At 40.9% G+C, this 14,184-nt stretch carries 14 protein-coding genes; 9 read left to right on the top strand and 5 right to left on the bottom strand.

Annotated features, from left to right (window positions below; all coding sequences use genetic code 11):
• The first annotated feature begins 123 nt into the window (after window positions 1–123).
• The 3 genes from ACTJKC_RS18205 (at window position 124) to ACTJKC_RS18195 (ending at window position 2,960) form a co-directional block, all read left to right on the top strand.
• Complete coding sequence (locus tag ACTJKC_RS18205; RefSeq protein ID WP_440794119.1) at window positions 124–1,710, top strand: 7TM-DISM domain-containing protein; 1,587 nt, start codon at window positions 124–126, stop codon at window positions 1,708–1,710.
• Between the two features lie 539 nt (window positions 1,711–2,249).
• A complete protein-coding gene (locus ACTJKC_RS18200; protein WP_344851088.1) occupies window positions 2,250–2,567 on the top strand; it encodes a hypothetical protein in 318 nt (105 codons plus the stop codon).
• Window positions 2,568–2,576: 9 nt separating this feature from the next.
• Window positions 2,577–2,960 carry a response regulator transcription factor gene (locus ACTJKC_RS18195; RefSeq protein WP_440794117.1) on the top strand — a complete coding sequence of 128 codons (384 nt, stop codon included), beginning with the start codon at window positions 2,577–2,579 and terminating at the stop codon, window positions 2,958–2,960.
• A gap of 5 nt (window positions 2,961–2,965) precedes the next feature.
• Here ACTJKC_RS18195 and cysM read toward each other — a convergent pair whose 3' ends face one another.
• Together cysM and epsC are read right to left on the bottom strand one after the other, a co-directional pair.
• Window positions 2,966–3,838, bottom strand: a complete 873-nt coding sequence (gene cysM / locus ACTJKC_RS18190) for a cysteine synthase CysM (RefSeq protein ID WP_440794115.1) — start codon at window positions 3,836–3,838, stop codon at window positions 2,966–2,968.
• A gap of 11 nt (window positions 3,839–3,849) precedes the next feature.
• Window positions 3,850–4,662: a serine O-acetyltransferase EpsC gene (epsC, locus tag ACTJKC_RS18185; protein ID WP_440794113.1), complete on the bottom strand. Its 813-nt coding sequence runs from the start codon at window positions 4,660–4,662 to the stop codon at window positions 3,850–3,852.
• A gap of 484 nt (window positions 4,663–5,146) precedes the next feature.
• Between epsC and ACTJKC_RS18180 the strand changes: the two genes are divergently transcribed.
• Window positions 5,147–5,314 (top strand): hypothetical protein, encoded by a 168-nt coding sequence (locus ACTJKC_RS18180; RefSeq protein WP_344851092.1) that lies wholly within the window; start codon window positions 5,147–5,149, stop codon window positions 5,312–5,314.
• A 48-nt stretch (window positions 5,315–5,362) separates the two neighbouring features.
• Here the strand turns inward: ACTJKC_RS18180 and ACTJKC_RS18175 are convergent, their stop codons facing one another.
• Window positions 5,363–7,969 carry a DUF7133 domain-containing protein gene (locus ACTJKC_RS18175; protein WP_440794111.1) on the bottom strand — a complete coding sequence of 869 codons (2,607 nt, stop codon included), beginning with the start codon at window positions 7,967–7,969 and terminating at the stop codon, window positions 5,363–5,365.
• A 323-nt stretch (window positions 7,970–8,292) separates the two neighbouring features.
• Between ACTJKC_RS18175 and ACTJKC_RS18170 the strand changes: the two genes are divergently transcribed.
• From ACTJKC_RS18170 to ACTJKC_RS18150, 5 genes are all read left to right on the top strand, one after another.
• Window positions 8,293–8,463 carry a hypothetical protein gene (locus ACTJKC_RS18170; RefSeq protein WP_162799865.1) on the top strand — a complete coding sequence of 57 codons (171 nt, stop codon included), beginning with the start codon at window positions 8,293–8,295 and terminating at the stop codon, window positions 8,461–8,463.
• Between the two features lie 323 nt (window positions 8,464–8,786).
• Complete coding sequence (locus ACTJKC_RS18165) at window positions 8,787–9,866, top strand: fatty acid desaturase family protein (RefSeq protein WP_440794108.1); 1,080 nt, start codon at window positions 8,787–8,789, stop codon at window positions 9,864–9,866.
• A 429-nt stretch (window positions 9,867–10,295) separates the two neighbouring features.
• Window positions 10,296–10,883, top strand: coding sequence for a GDSL-type esterase/lipase family protein (locus ACTJKC_RS18160; protein ID WP_440794106.1), 588 nt, complete (start codon window positions 10,296–10,298; stop codon window positions 10,881–10,883).
• Window positions 10,884–10,949: 66 nt separating this feature from the next.
• A complete protein-coding gene (locus tag ACTJKC_RS18155; protein WP_440794104.1) occupies window positions 10,950–11,678 on the top strand; it encodes an esterase family protein in 729 nt (242 codons plus the stop codon).
• A gap of 99 nt (window positions 11,679–11,777) precedes the next feature.
• Window positions 11,778–12,560, top strand: a complete 783-nt coding sequence (locus ACTJKC_RS18150; RefSeq protein ID WP_344851099.1) for an HAD-IIA family hydrolase — start codon at window positions 11,778–11,780, stop codon at window positions 12,558–12,560.
• A gap of 199 nt (window positions 12,561–12,759) precedes the next feature.
• Here ACTJKC_RS18150 and ACTJKC_RS18145 read toward each other — a convergent pair whose 3' ends face one another.
• A complete protein-coding gene (locus tag ACTJKC_RS18145; RefSeq protein ID WP_440794102.1) occupies window positions 12,760–13,392 on the bottom strand; it encodes an alkaline phosphatase in 633 nt (210 codons plus the stop codon).
• Entirely contained in the window at window positions 13,392–14,168 is a 777-nt protein-coding gene (locus ACTJKC_RS18140; RefSeq protein ID WP_440794100.1) for an alkaline phosphatase, read from the bottom strand. Before ACTJKC_RS18140 ends, ACTJKC_RS18145 begins: the two co-directional genes overlap by 1 nt.
• Window positions 14,169–14,184: the final 16 nt, after the last annotated feature.

Below are 14,184 nucleotides of genomic sequence, written 5' to 3'. Positions count from 1 at the left end.
TACCGAACCGCAAACGCTGGCAGATTGTTCTTTTTTTTAAGATTAAATTTGGTTTTTCTATTATAAAGCCATAATTTCTGCCCTGTAATAGGTCATCCCAACTCTTTTACATTGGTTTAATTAATGAAGACCATTTTTTTTCTTCTTGTTTTCATTATCGGAAACAGTCTATGCATTGCTCAGCCTGTTATTCAGGTAGAGAAACAATCTTTTGTTAATGTAGGCAAATCAGGATATTATTGGCAGGACAGTCTCGGGAAAGCCTCATTCGGGGAGGTAGAGCAATTTAAGGCAACGCGGTTTTTAAAAGGAACTTCCTCAATTTTTAATGGTGGTACCAGCGGAAAAGTATGGTGGATGAAGCTCAGGTTTAAACGGAACAGCCAAACCATCCCTTACCTTTTTATCGGTTACGCCAACATCGATTCTATCAGTTTATATTATCGGGATGCAAAAGGAAACATCAAGATGATCAGTTCCGGCATGTACAATCTCAAAAAAAGCGATGCTTTACTGGGTACAGGTTATGTATTTCCGTTACAGCAGGTAAAAGCACCGGTTGGCGATATCTACATCAAAATGCAGGCTATGAATACCCTCCTGGTACCTGTTAAACTGGTTACCGAATCGGTATTAAACCACGCACTTATTAAGGCCTACAGCATACAACTGATTTATGTGGGTATAGCGCTGATGATCCTTATTTTCCACATTTTCATGTACATCATTACTCGGAGTAAACTTTTTGCACTTTACATTGCAAGGGTTATACTACTTTATTATATTGTAATGGTTTGTTACCTGCAGGGATATGGTTTACTGTTAGGACCACTGGTTGCTAAATTTATCCTGGTGCATGCTCATTTTTTTATCGCTTTGGGCTACATCTGTACCATCTTGTTTAACAGTCATTTCTTAAAACTTAAACGGCAGTTACCACAGCTTAATAAAATATTTAATGCACTGATGTTTGGCTGGAGCATCGTACTGATCTGTTCTTTATGGGATGCACGGAGCCTGACCAATATACTTACGCAGGCTTTATTTTTATTAACCTCCGTGCTTTTTCTTTTTAGCAGCGTTCAGGTAATTATTATACGCGGATATGCAAAAAACAACCTGCTCATCTGGTGTTATGTTTTGGGCTGGATTCCGGTAGCGCTGGTTTCCATTTACCTGGTTTTTAGCCTGATGGCCATTATCCCTTTTCAATCTTATAGTTTCAACCTGCTCACCTTTGCCGGGATAGTGGAGGGAATCCTGATCAGTCTGGGGCTTTTTGGTCAGCGCTTAAAATTGTTGTCCCGTCATAATGCCCATTTCCGCAGGCAACGCATTCTTTTACATGAGCAAATGTTAGGTTACCGCGAACAGCTCAATCAGAAAAATGAACAACCGGCAGAGCAGCTATCGCTGAAAGACCTTACCGCACTTGCGCAATCACAGGATCCTTCATTTATGAAAAAGTTTAGAGAAACCGAGGGACAGTTTATTGCTGAATTGCTCCGTATTTCTCCGCAGCTGCTGTTATCGGAACTGGAACTTTGTGCTTACATCAGGCTGAATTTCGACACGAAAGAAATAGCCCGCACCTGCAGGCTAAGTGTACGCGCAGTAGAAAGCCGGAAATACAGGGTGCGCAAAAAACTGGGGATCGATGGCGAAACAAATATGCAGGCCTGGATGCTGAATCTCACCAAATCGTCCTAAATAATATACAAAAATAACCAGAAAATATCTTTCACGTCAATTTAACGTTTAACTCAGCCCCGATAGCTAAAACGCTTTACTACAATCCTTTGAGTGAGCTTGCGTAGAAATGCGTATGGCGTAAAACCAGCTACCGCACCCTCTTTGCATATACATACACGAGTGCAAACGGTGCGATGCCGTATAAATTAAACAGACAAATCATTTGTCTGAATTGTACTCAAATTTTAGCCATGTCGACAGAAACGGTCTTATCCGGGATGATTTGTTACACGACTGACGGCATGGCTTATTAAAAACGTTAAATCACCCGAATCCATATCCCATGAAAGTTAACAATAATGCTGTTTTAATTTTACAACTGTAAACCAGGCACTTAAAAACGCTGCGTAATACTGCGTAGATAAAAATTTTGATTAGCCTTAAACACGCTATTCCTTTGTCCTATCTCTAATGTAACATTTAAAGTATTGCTGTGCTGCCGGAGGAGTAAATACGGGACAGTTTATCCTTCTGCATAACAACATATTAAACAAACTATGAAACCGAATAACACACCTGCCCAGATTATTGGTAGTATTCAGGAATTTTACAATGGCCGAGAGCCAGAAGAAATCTGCGCTGAACTGGCTATCGACAAGCCTTTATTTGATGCCTGGATAAGAGAGTTTGGCAGCATAGCCAATGAGCTTTTAGAGCTGAGAGATGAAAATGAAGCACTGCGGACGATGTTTACCAACCTAAGCCTTGTTAACCAAAGTCTGCGCAACTCACTTGACAGTCTTACCAAATCGGATTCGAAAATATTTGAATTATTACTTAAAAAGCGGGGAACCGGCAACCTCACCTTTCCTTAAACACCTTAAATGCGCTCCCTAAGCAAACCTAAAATATTAATTATCGAAGATCATCATGCAACGCTTGATGCAATCAGGATGATCTTCGAATTTGAAGGTTATGAAGTTCTCGGCCTTTCCAATGCAGTAGCTTTGCATCAGGAAGTAACCACTTTTGCACCGGATGTGATTTTAATCGATGTGCTGTTAGGCACTACCGATGGACGGTCGATATGCACCGAATTAAAATTATCGGTGCATGCACACATTCCTATTTTATTAATGTCGTCCAGAAGTGGTTTTCAGAACAGTTCTTATTATAAAGCCCATTGGGATGACTATATTGATAAACCCTTTGAAATGGAAGCCATAACCGAAAGGATAAAAAATCTCATCTTAAGTAAAAAACAGTAATGATTTTATCCAAAAAGATCGCTGCTGAGGTAACGGTCGCCACGATCGCAGGTAATGAATACGATGGTACCGTGATCCAGCTCCGAAGCCAGTTTCAGAGCCGCTGCACAGGCACCGCCCGAGCTCATGCCGGCAAATAAACCTTCTTCTTTAGCCATCCTCCTTGCCATGATTGTGGCTTCTTCCTGCGCAATGTCCATCACACGGTCAACACGCTCCGGTTCAAATATTTTTGGCAGGTATTCTGTCGGCCATCTTCTGATACCGGGTATAGATGAACCTTCAGTAGGCTGGCAGCCAACAATCTGAATATCCTGATTCTTTTCTTTAAAAAACCTGGAGCAGCCCATAATCGTACCTGTAGTACCCATCGAACTTACAAAATGGGTTATCTGTCCTTCGGTATCTTTCCAAATTTCAGGGCCAGTAGTTTTGTAATGTGCCATATAATTATCGGGGTTGGAAAACTGGTTGAGCAGGAAATAACCTTTGTTACTGCCCTTTTCTTCGGCATAATCGCGGCAGTCTTCAATGCTTTCGAGCAAAGTTACTTTTGCCCCAAAAGCTTCCATTGTTACTTTACGCTCGCGGGTAGAATTGGCTGGCATCACCAGTTCGATATCTAAATTGTATAAACTGGCAATCATGGCCAGTGCAATGCCCGTGTTACCGCTGGTTGCTTCAACCAGTTTTGTGCCTTTTGCTATTTCGCCGCGTTCAATTGCGCTTCTGATCATGTTGAGCGATGCCCTGTCTTTAACACTCCCGCCCGGATTATTGCCTTCTAGTTTTGCAAAAACCTTTACAGCCGGATTGATATTCATTTTTTGAAGCTCGGCCATTGGCGTATTTCCGATCAGATCGATTATTCCTGCCATTATAATATATATTAATTGGTTTCTTTATGATTTCTTATGGTAATGATTGGAGAGTGATATGCGATAGAAAAAGCCGGAATACTTTCAGTAAGCCATACGTTGCCCCCAATGATGCTATCGTGCCCGATAACGGTTTCGCCGCCTAAAATGGTGGCTCCGGAATAAATCACCACCCGGTCCTCTACAGTTGGATGGCGTTTGCTGCCGGCCAAAGTTTTTTTAACACTCAAAGCCCCCAGGGTTACGCCCTGATACAGTTTTACATAACGGCCAATGGTACTTGTTTCGCCGATTACAATTCCGGTGCCATGATCGATATGAAAATATTCGCCAATACTGGCAGCCGGATGGATATCGATCCCTGTTTTAGAGTGGGCATATTCTGTGAGTATTCTTGGTACCAGCGGTATGCCAAAATTATACAGTAAATGTGCTATGCGGTAAAAACAGATGGCATAAAAACCGGGGTAAGTTCTAATCACTTCGAACCTGCTTTGTGCCGCCGGGTCGCCTTCGTAAATGGCCACAATATCGGTATTTAATACGCGGTAAAGTTCCGGAAGTTCTGTAAAGAACTGCCCTGCTGCGTTTTTACACTCGTTGTTTTTTAATTTACAACTTGCCGAAATAATGTCGTAAAGCTCGAGCTCTAAAGCCGATACCTGTGCTTTAACTTCCTCAACCGTAGAAAATACTTTGGCTGCATTTTCCGGAAAAAGTACCTGGATCAGCCTCTCCGCCCAACGGGATATTATTTCATTCGGTGGTATATTGTGCTGCTCAAGCGGATTCTTAAATATTTGTTCAAAAAAATGGTTATCCATAATTGGTGGTCAAACCTGGCCGATCTGCTCATCGACTAGATATATAGATTTAATCGCTAATGTAGGTTTTGTTTTTTTAAACCAAAACAACTCCTTAAGTTTTATTATAAAAATTGCGGGGAAATAACAGAAAATGCCGTGAGTCTGCAGTCCATAACCGGAAGTCGATTAGCCTGGAGTTTGGAGTAGATTGAGATAACCTGAAGGCTCAGCCAGGCTAATCTGTCTGGATAGATCTCTCCGCTTCGCGTTGCTCCGGTCGAGATGACGATGCGACTAACAAACCAATGACTAATAAACCAATGACCAATAAACCAATGACAAATGAACCAATGACAAATGAACCAATGACCAATAAACTAATGACCAATAAACTAATCACCAATGACTAATGAACCAATATCCACTCCTTTTAGGAATAAGAATAACATCTTTTGTCAAAACAAGACTTACATGGCAATGTTAGCAATATATGGTGATTACTGTGGAAACGACTATAAAAGAATTAGATAAGATTTATATCGGTGAGGAGATCACTTTTGAGAAGAAGTCGGGCCTGGTGTACCGCATTGCGATTTTTAAGTCGGTAAGCATTTGCAGTTACATCTTTCAGTTGGTGAACGGAGAAATTATTATTATCCGCAGGAATTAATATAAAAGCATTTCCGATCGTCATATCGACCGGAAATGCTATTAATGATTATTTTTTCTGTTCTGATAAAAAGGTAACCAAAGAGGCAAGTTCTTCATAAGATAAAGAATTGGCCAAACCCTCCGGCATCATGGAGTTTTCCATCTCTTTGCGCGATAAAATATCACCGGCTTTAATGGTAAAAACCTCGCCTGCAATATTACGCATCACTACTTTAGCTGCAGTTTCTTCGGTAATAAAGCCCATATACGTGCGATCGCCTTTTGCTGTGATCATTACGGTAGCAAAGCCTTGTGAAATAGAAGCACTGGGTTTTAAAATCGATTCAGCAATCTGTTCACGGTTCATAATCGAGCCGATCTGTCCCATAAACGGACCTTTCATTTTCTCGGTTTTGCTTAAACTGTGGCAGGCGATACAGCCCTGATTGTTAAAAATGTTTCTACCTTTTAAAGGGTCGCCCTGTAATTTATTGATGGCCAATAATACATCTTCAATGGATGATTTGCCAACCTGACCTTTTTTGTTTTTAATTTTTTCGAGATCAATTTTAGGCTCTTCCGTTGCAGCCACTTTTTCTTCTTCGGCAAATTCAGGGATATCCATCCTTTGGCGCGAATTTAAATCAACATAAAACTGTTTGCCTTGTGCACCGGCTTTTATTGCTTCCTCTTTTAAAAATTTCTCAATCGCAGGCGAACCTTCCCAACTTACGGCCTTAAAATAAGGACCATGAGAATCAGGACGGGTACCCCACCACCATGAGGCATCGTAAGCAATTTCCTTTTTATACAAACGCCCCAGGGTAACCAGAATCTGTTGTTTCAGTTTTTCATCTGTTGATTGTTTGTAGGTATCAATTAAACCGTTTACCACTTTTTCGTTATGCATATAACGTAGTGCCCAAAGCGCAAGGGTTGAGTTTTCAGTTTTCACAGCTGCCAGTAGAGTATCAACCGCATTAAGCTGAACCAATGCACGTACGGCAAGGTGCGGCAATATAATGGCAGCGTTTGGTGTGGCATGCGGACCTTCATTACCTTTTGCCGGCGCTACAAATGAAGCCGGAACTTTGGTTTGTAAAAGCACATTGGCAACTTCTGGCCTGCCCAAACGGTTTAAGCCAATAATAGAAGCTGCCTGCACACGTGGCGAAGCATCTTTTAATCCTTCCAAAAATGGTTCAACAGGTACTTTACTGATATACGTTTTACGATCGGCAAGTGCTTTTAAAGCAAATTCCTTTAAGGCAGCATCTTTGGTAAACCCTGCTAAAGTTTCAATGCCGTTTTCTTTTGCCAGTTGCGCATAGGTAAATAAACCGGCCACACGTACATCAAGTGCTAAACTTTGATCGGATGCTGTTTTTAAAGCGGTTTCTGCTGCCTGTTTATTGTTGCGGGAAACGAGTTCCTGCGAAGCATTTAAACGTGCAACGGCACTATTCGACTTTAACAATTCGGTTAATTTTTTAATGGAAAGTTTTTTTACATCCGGAAAAGCTTTATAAGTCCAGTTGTTTGGCACCGCACGGACAATATATCCTTTATCAGGGCTGCCAGAATAACCTGCCCCATCCCAGGCCGAAAGGTAAAGCCTTCCTGATCCATCAACATCCAGATCGGTAATCTGTGCAAGTTTAATGAACTCTTCGTCTTTTTGGGTAAAAGTTGGTCCATCGGGGCTAACCCTGTGAATATACAGCATACTTCTGCCCCAATCGGCCATCATTGGTACATGATTGTATTTTTCCGGCCAGTTGGGCTCATCCATAAATAATGCCCCCGTACCCGAGCCACCGCCTAAATCGGCCAGTGCAGGAATAATTTCATCTGTAAAATTCTGAAATAAAACCGGATAACCGTATTCTCCTGATTGAATGTGGTGCGAAAAACGCACGTTCCAACCACCCCCATCATTGGTGTTTTCGCGGGTAAAAACATTCATGTATGGATCAATGGCTACATCATACACATTTCGGGTTCCGTGTGTATAAACTTCCATTTCGGTTCCATCGGGGCGTACGCGCAATATACCGCCGCCTAACATGGTCAGTTTTTTACCTGAACGGTCTACAGCATCATGGAAGCCAAAATCGCCAACAGAGATATAAATCCAGCCGTCGATACCCATTCTGATGCCATTTGTAGCATGATCGGTACCACGCTCGCGGATATATTTTTCATTGCTGATGTGTTCAATCAGTGGTTTTTCAGGTCCGTCGGCTTTTCCATCGCCGTCTTTATCTTCAAAAACAACCAGGTTCATTCCTGTAGCCTGTTTTGTTTCTTTTGAAAATGTGGTATGCAATACAAATACCTGACTACCCTGCACAATAATTCCCCGCGGGTTATCAACTTCAGCAAAATCAATATGCTGATCCATTTTGCCATCGTTGTCTTTATCAATCAGTTTAAGGATATGGCCTTTGCCCGGATCTTTACCGAGCGAGCCGATCATATCAACACCAACATATACCTCACCTGTTGGGGCAACGGCTAAGCAAGCCGGACTAGGCGTAACATCGGGGCCAGCGAAATTGGTTATGGTTAATTCTGAAGGTGGTACAGGTTGTACCTTTGGTTCGTGGAAAAAGCTTTTTATTCCAAAAAAGAACAAAGCGAAGGAAATTAAGCTAAGAGAAAATTTAATCATTTGTGTGTATTATTGTTTTTTTGGTTAGTTGTGTGGTAAACATACAAAAAAATCTAAATTACCTATTGCCACAATTTTGTGTTATTTATCCTGAATATTAACCAGGCTTTTCAAAATCTCCGGCATTAGCAGGTATTACTCATTTAAAACATCAAAATCTCTAAATAAATAGGTCAAACAATAATATTGTACAGAAATAAGGGTAAAACAGCAGGAAAAACCTGAGATAATAAGAAATATTAGTTTTATCTCTTTTTATATTTGGTAAACAGCAGATATTTTATTATATTTACTAAATCCAACATTCATTAAATCAGTACGTTATGAAAAATATTTTTTATTTCTTCCTGACTGCCCTGATCTCCTCCATTGCGTTGTTGCTTACAAAGGATTCATTTGATCCTGAATTGGTTTACAGCACGGTGGTGTTAATATGGATTCTGTACATCTGGTACCATATTTATGCTGCTGACAAGAGGAATTACAGCGAGTAGCCTGTATCTTCGATAGTTTTTATATCCCGCAAAAATACTGTGGGCCAATCGCATACGGCCATATATTTTCAACAGCAGCGCCTACCCTACGTTTGTCGTCATATAAGGGTTTTACCACAATGCAACATTTTTTAACTAAACAGAGCTTTTATTTAACGTTTGGTGTAGGTAAATCACTAACTAAAGTTATTACCTTCGTAGAAAACTAAAACAAGCTGGTTTACGTTTGTATTAGAAGCAGGGCGAATTGCCCTTAGAAACAAAAAAGCTTAATGAACTTGGAGTATCGACCTTGTACATGGGGTAGATAAGAGTACAAGATCATGAAATTAAAAGCAAAATTCCCGTGTTTGCCGGGAAACTCCTTTTACGCTGAGGTGCGCCGCAGGGTAAACAACGACTTTAAAGAAAATAACAGAAGCACCAATGCCAATAAACTGATGTGGTTTAAGGCTTGCCTTTTCCTTACGGTATTTCTGTCCCTCTATTTAATAATATTGCTTTTACCGTTACATACCCTCATTCTTACAGGCTTAACCATTTTGCTGGGCGCAACCTGTGCATTTATTGGGTTTAACATCTGTCATGATGCCATTCACGGCTCTTTTTCAAGTTCTAAACGGATCAATTCATTTTTCAGTTTTTTGTTTAACATGGTTGGCGCCAATCCGTACGTTTGGAACATTACGCACAATGTGGTGCACCATACTTATACCAATATTCCAGGGCACGATGAAGATATTGAAGTGGCGCCCGGATTGATCCGCATTTGTAGTGAGGATGAACTAAAACCGCACCAGCGTTTTCAGCAATGGTATGCTTTTCCCTTATATAGCCTGGCTTCGCTATCGTGGGTATTTCGTAAGGATTATAAAAAGTTTTTTCAAAGAAGTGTTGGTGCTCACCAGAGTAAACACCCGAAAGTTGAATATTTCAACCTGTTTTTCTATAAATTCTTATATTATTTTGTGTTTATCGGATTGCCAATGCTGGTGATGCCGCTTTTGTGGTGGCAGGTTGTAATTGGTTTTGTGATATTACATATGGCCCAGGGCTTAACAATGGGTTTGGTTTTCCAGCTGGCCCACGTAGTGGAAGGCACTACTTTCCCGGTAACCAATAATGAAGGCAATATGGAAGAAGCCTGGGCAGAGCACCAGATGCGTACTACGGCTAATTTTGCTACAGAATGCCCTGTTTCAGCCTTTTTTCTGGGTGGTTTAAACCGACAGATCGAACATCACCTTTTTCCTAAAATCTGCCATGTGCATTACGGGAGGATATCAGGGATTGTAAAACAAACGGCTTTTGAATTCGGGCTGCCCTATCATGAAAATACAACTTTCTTATCGGCGCTGCAATCGCATTACCGGATATTAAAGAAAATGGGACGCGTTGTTTAGTCCGGAGTCTTAATTCCAAGTCGATTATACGAATAATAAAATATCGGATCTCGAGATTGGGGTGGACTAACCGATATTAATATTCTGACCATTAAGAAATTAAGAACATTAAGGTAGTTAATTTATAAAATAATATTAGTGAGAGAGAATCTTTAAACTTTCGGTAACATCTTTCAAAGCTCTCGCCGCTCCGCGTTGCTCCGGTCGGGATGATGATGAGACTATTGTTTAGTTAGGCGTTTGAAGTTTGGAGTCAGTTAACCACTTACAACAATTAACCGATTAACCAATTTAGAAATTCAGAGTTCGGTGCTTTGGCTCAGTTAACCAATTTCAACAATTAACCCATTCACCAACCCCTCCCCACTTTACACAAACTTAACACATCCTCCATTCCTATAAAAGGCAGATCTTTTTATCTTTAGCAATATGTATTGGTACGAAGAAGAGGTTAAACAATTAGAAAAAAGATACCGTTTAGACCGCGAGCATCCGGGGATTATTTTTTACGGGAGTTCTTCTATACGTTTATGGAATAGTATTGAAGATGATTTCGACTTTACCAAAGTAACCAATCTGGGTTTTGGAGGATCTACCTTAGCAGCCTGTGTTTGGTTTTTTGAGAGGATTATGACCGGTTATAAGCCAAAAGCACTTGTGGTGTATGCGGGCGATAATGACCTTGGCGATGGCAGGAACCCTGAGGAGATCTTTATCTTTTTCCAGCAATTGATGGTTAAAGTTAACCTCAGGTTGGGAACAATCCCCTGTTATTTTATTTCTTTGAAACCGAGTATTCACCGCTGGCATATTGCAGATCAGTTCAGATACACTAACAACCTGATAGAGAGCGAGATTATTAAACTTAATGGTAACTGGAAGTTTATTGATGTATTTAAAAAAATGCTCGATAAATCAGGTCACCCTAATCCGGCACTTTACGATCACGACGGACTGCATTTAAGTGAGGAAGGTTATCGGTTATGGGCAGAAACCGTTAAAGAAAAAATAGGTTAATCATTACGGTGAATTAATATCCCGGTAACATCTGAGCACTATTTTTCCATCAAGATTTTTAAACAGATGAACAGGGAATACCACAAATGGTTCAGCCATAACCTGCAAAGGGATATGGAGCTGCTGGTTTTTGGGCACAGCGGACGGGCAGTCCTCTTTTTCCCTACCCGCATGGCCAGGTTTTATGATTATGAAAACTGGGGGATCATTGCTTCGCTCAGTCATCAGCTCGAAAATGGCGAACTCCAGGTTTTTTGTGTGGATAGCATTGATGGCGAAAGTTTTTATAACGACGATGTTTTTCCTTCAGTTAGAATTGAGCGGCACCTGCAATACGAAAAATATCTTTTAGAGGAAGTAATGCCTCTGATCTATCAAAAAAACGATGGTAATTATATAGAAACGGCTGGCTGTAGCATGGGTGCTTACCACGCCATTAATCTGGCTATGAAATATCCCTGGTTATTTAAAAAAGCGGTAGGCATCAGCGGAAGGTATGATCTTACAGATAATATTGGCGATTTCAGGGACCTGTTAAACGGATTTCATAACGAAAAGGTATATTTTAATATGCCCGCACAATACCTGGCCAACCTTAATGATGATAAATTGCTTTCGGAAGTGAGAAATATGGAAATTATTTTGGCCGTAGGCGAAACAGATCCGTTTCTGAACGGAAACCAGCACTTCAGTAGTTTGCTATGGGAAAAAGGTATTCCCAATCAGTTTCATACCTGGGAAAGCAATGCCCACCGTGCCCGTTACTGGCGGAAAATGGTACCCATTTATATTTAGATTATTATAGGCAACCAAAACTATTATACCACTTCCTTAACGTTGATTGAACAAGAAAATATTAAGTTTGTGTACAAACAAATTAAATCTGCAAGAAACATGAAACAAGGATTATTAATAGATATGGACGGGGTGATTTACAGCGGGGAGGAACTGATATTTGGTGCTGATAAATTCATAAAAAACTTAATTGACGAAGATATCCCTTTCGCTTTTATGACCAATAACAGTCAAAGAACAGCTCTGGAAGTTATACGTAAATTAAAAGGATTAGGGATAAAAGTTGAAGAAAAACATGTGTACACCAGCGCCATGGCTACAGGAAAATTTCTTTCAGATCAAAGCCCCAATGGTACAGCTTATGTATTGGGAGAAGGTGGTTTATTAAGCAGTTTACACGACCATGGCATTACACTGGTAAATACCGATCCTGAATTTGTAGTGTTGGGCGAAGGAAGGAATTTTACACTCGAAATGGTTCAGCGGGCAGTAGATATGATCCTGGCCGGAGCCAAATTTATAACCACTAACAGAGATCCCTCACCTAAAAAACCAGGGTGGAATAATTTGGGGATTGCCGCTACTACAGCGATGATTGAAGAAGCAACCGGCAGAAAAGCATTTGTAACTGGCAAACCGAGCCCCGTAATGATGCGCTCGGCACGTAAATTTTTAGGCCTTGAAACCAGCGAAACTACTGTAATTGGCGATACGATGGAAACGGATATACAGGGTGGCGTACAAATGGGCTATAAAACTATCCTGGTACTTTCTGGCATCTCGAGCAAAGATACATTAGGCCATTACGCTTTTAAACCTGATATGATCGCCAGTTCTGTTGATGAGATTAAATTTCCTTTAACCTGGTGGGAGGAGAAATAGTTTGGAGCCGGGAGTTTTGAGTCCAGAGTCTTGAGTCGTTAGTCCAGAGCCTAAAAATAAGAGTCGATAAAATATGCTGTCAGATATCCCCTCTGACAGCACGACAATCCGATGTTTTGGCAGGTCTTTCTACAAACTCAGAATGACAATTAGCAATCTGACCATTGAACAAATGACCAATGAACTATTGACTATTGAACTACTTCCCTACTGATACCAAAAAATGTTCAGGCATTTCGGCTGCTTTTAACATGAAGTTGTGCAGTTCGTAATTTTTAACAAAAGGTTTTAATTGTTCCGAACCAGGACCGAACATTGTAAGTTCAACATAGTCGCCTGTATGGTTCATACCTGCCCATTGCACGTCGGTATATTTACCTAGAATTTTGCCGTACTCGTAAAAAGGAAGGTTGGCTTCATTATATAGCTGACCGGGAACAATATCCTTAAAATGGCTGAGCAACGATTTTATATCTTCACTCTTCATTTCAATACCCTGGTTTTCTTTAATCATTTCCCTAATTTTCTGCTCACTGAACGATTGATTCAATTGTGCAAGCAGCCAGGTATTGCTATGCTTAAAACGTTGCAGGCTATCGAACTTTTTGTTGGCCTCATCTGCATAAAACAAACCCGGATTTGAATTTCCGTGGTCGGTTGTAATAATGACCAAAGTTTCGCCATCTTTTTCGGCAAATTCGATCACTTTACCAACCGCCTCATCAAAAGCCAACTGATCGAAAATCAATCCGCCCAAGTCGTTAGAATGCGCGGCCCAATCTACCTTTCCACCCTCAACCTGTAAGGCAAAACCATCTTTATGGTCTTTCATTAGTCAATGGCTTTCATTGTCATTTCAGCCAGCGTTGGTACGGTTTTCTGCAATCCGGCATCGTGCATGCGGTCTACTTCATAAGGTAGTCCATCTTCTGCAAAAAGGCCTAAAACTGGTTTCGATTTATCTAAGACCAGCATTTCATTCCTGTTTTCGGCAACTTTATAACCCTGAGTTAAAAACTTCGGCAACAGGTTACCACCAGCTCTGTGTTCTCCGAAATACTTGCTGCCACCACCCATCATTACATCGAATTTTAAACCGAGGTAAATTTCTGCAATAATATCCTGTCCGCCACGGTTATCAATATTTACACAAAAACCTGCTGGTGTAGCATGTGTAATGGGAACGGTAGTTACGCAACCTACTTTCTTCCCTTTTTCTTTAAATTTCTGAAGGATAGGCTGAGGTTTTTCGCCATTCATCCCTACGTTTAGCGAGCCATTTTTAACCCGCATCCCACCGCCCCATGATGAGCTTGCTGCTGCAGAATCGGTAACCATCGAGCTGGCCGAAGCAGTATCCATTAAAGCGCGAACGGCTTTATTATCGCGGTATAAACCCAACCATTTACTGCTTCTGCCATAGGTTCGGTTAGCATATAGATCGGCCATATTTAAGGTACCTGTACTCATTCCGTCGCTCACCATCATGATGATGTTTTTTGCTTTTTTGGTCCCCCCAACCGGAGCGGCCATTACATCTTTTAGCCCCACAAGTGGAACACTTAAGCCAGCCAGCAGGCCACCTTTTAATAACGATCTTCTATTCATATTCTGGTAAAGCAAT

The sequence above is a fragment of the Pedobacter sp. 22226 genome, assembly GCF_052045455.1.
GTDB lineage: Bacteria > Bacteroidota > Bacteroidia > Sphingobacteriales > Sphingobacteriaceae > Pedobacter > Pedobacter jeongneungensis.
Note: the sequence above shows the minus strand (reverse complement) of the source record. Positions and strands in the feature narration are given on the sequence as shown.

Coding starts and splice junctions, on each gene's coding strand:
- ACTJKC_RS18205 (WP_440794119.1), top strand. CDS start 124: ATGAAGACCATTTTTTTTCTTCTTGTTTTCATTATCGGAAACAGTCTA.
- ACTJKC_RS18200 (WP_344851088.1), top strand. CDS start 2,250: ATGAAACCGAATAACACACCTGCCCAGATTATTGGTAGTATTCAGGAA.
- ACTJKC_RS18195 (WP_440794117.1), top strand. CDS start 2,577: ATGCGCTCCCTAAGCAAACCTAAAATATTAATTATCGAAGATCATCAT.
- cysM (WP_440794115.1), bottom strand. CDS start 3,838: ATGGCAGGAATAATCGATCTGATCGGAAATACGCCAATGGCCGAGCTT.
- epsC (WP_440794113.1), bottom strand. CDS start 4,662: ATGGATAACCATTTTTTTGAACAAATATTTAAGAATCCGCTTGAGCAG.
- ACTJKC_RS18175 (WP_440794111.1), bottom strand. CDS start 7,969: ATGATTAAATTTTCTCTTAGCTTAATTTCCTTCGCTTTGTTCTTTTTT.
- ACTJKC_RS18170 (WP_162799865.1), top strand. CDS start 8,293: ATGAAAAATATTTTTTATTTCTTCCTGACTGCCCTGATCTCCTCCATT.
- ACTJKC_RS18165 (WP_440794108.1), top strand. CDS start 8,787: ATGAAATTAAAAGCAAAATTCCCGTGTTTGCCGGGAAACTCCTTTTAC.
- ACTJKC_RS18160 (WP_440794106.1), top strand. CDS start 10,296: ATGTATTGGTACGAAGAAGAGGTTAAACAATTAGAAAAAAGATACCGT.
- ACTJKC_RS18155 (WP_440794104.1), top strand. CDS start 10,950: ATGAACAGGGAATACCACAAATGGTTCAGCCATAACCTGCAAAGGGAT.
- ACTJKC_RS18150 (WP_344851099.1), top strand. CDS start 11,778: ATGAAACAAGGATTATTAATAGATATGGACGGGGTGATTTACAGCGGG.
- ACTJKC_RS18145 (WP_440794102.1), bottom strand. CDS start 13,392: ATGAAAGACCATAAAGATGGTTTTGCCTTACAGGTTGAGGGTGGAAAG.
- ACTJKC_RS18140 (WP_440794100.1), bottom strand. CDS start 14,168: ATGAATAGAAGATCGTTATTAAAAGGTGGCCTGCTGGCTGGCTTAAGT.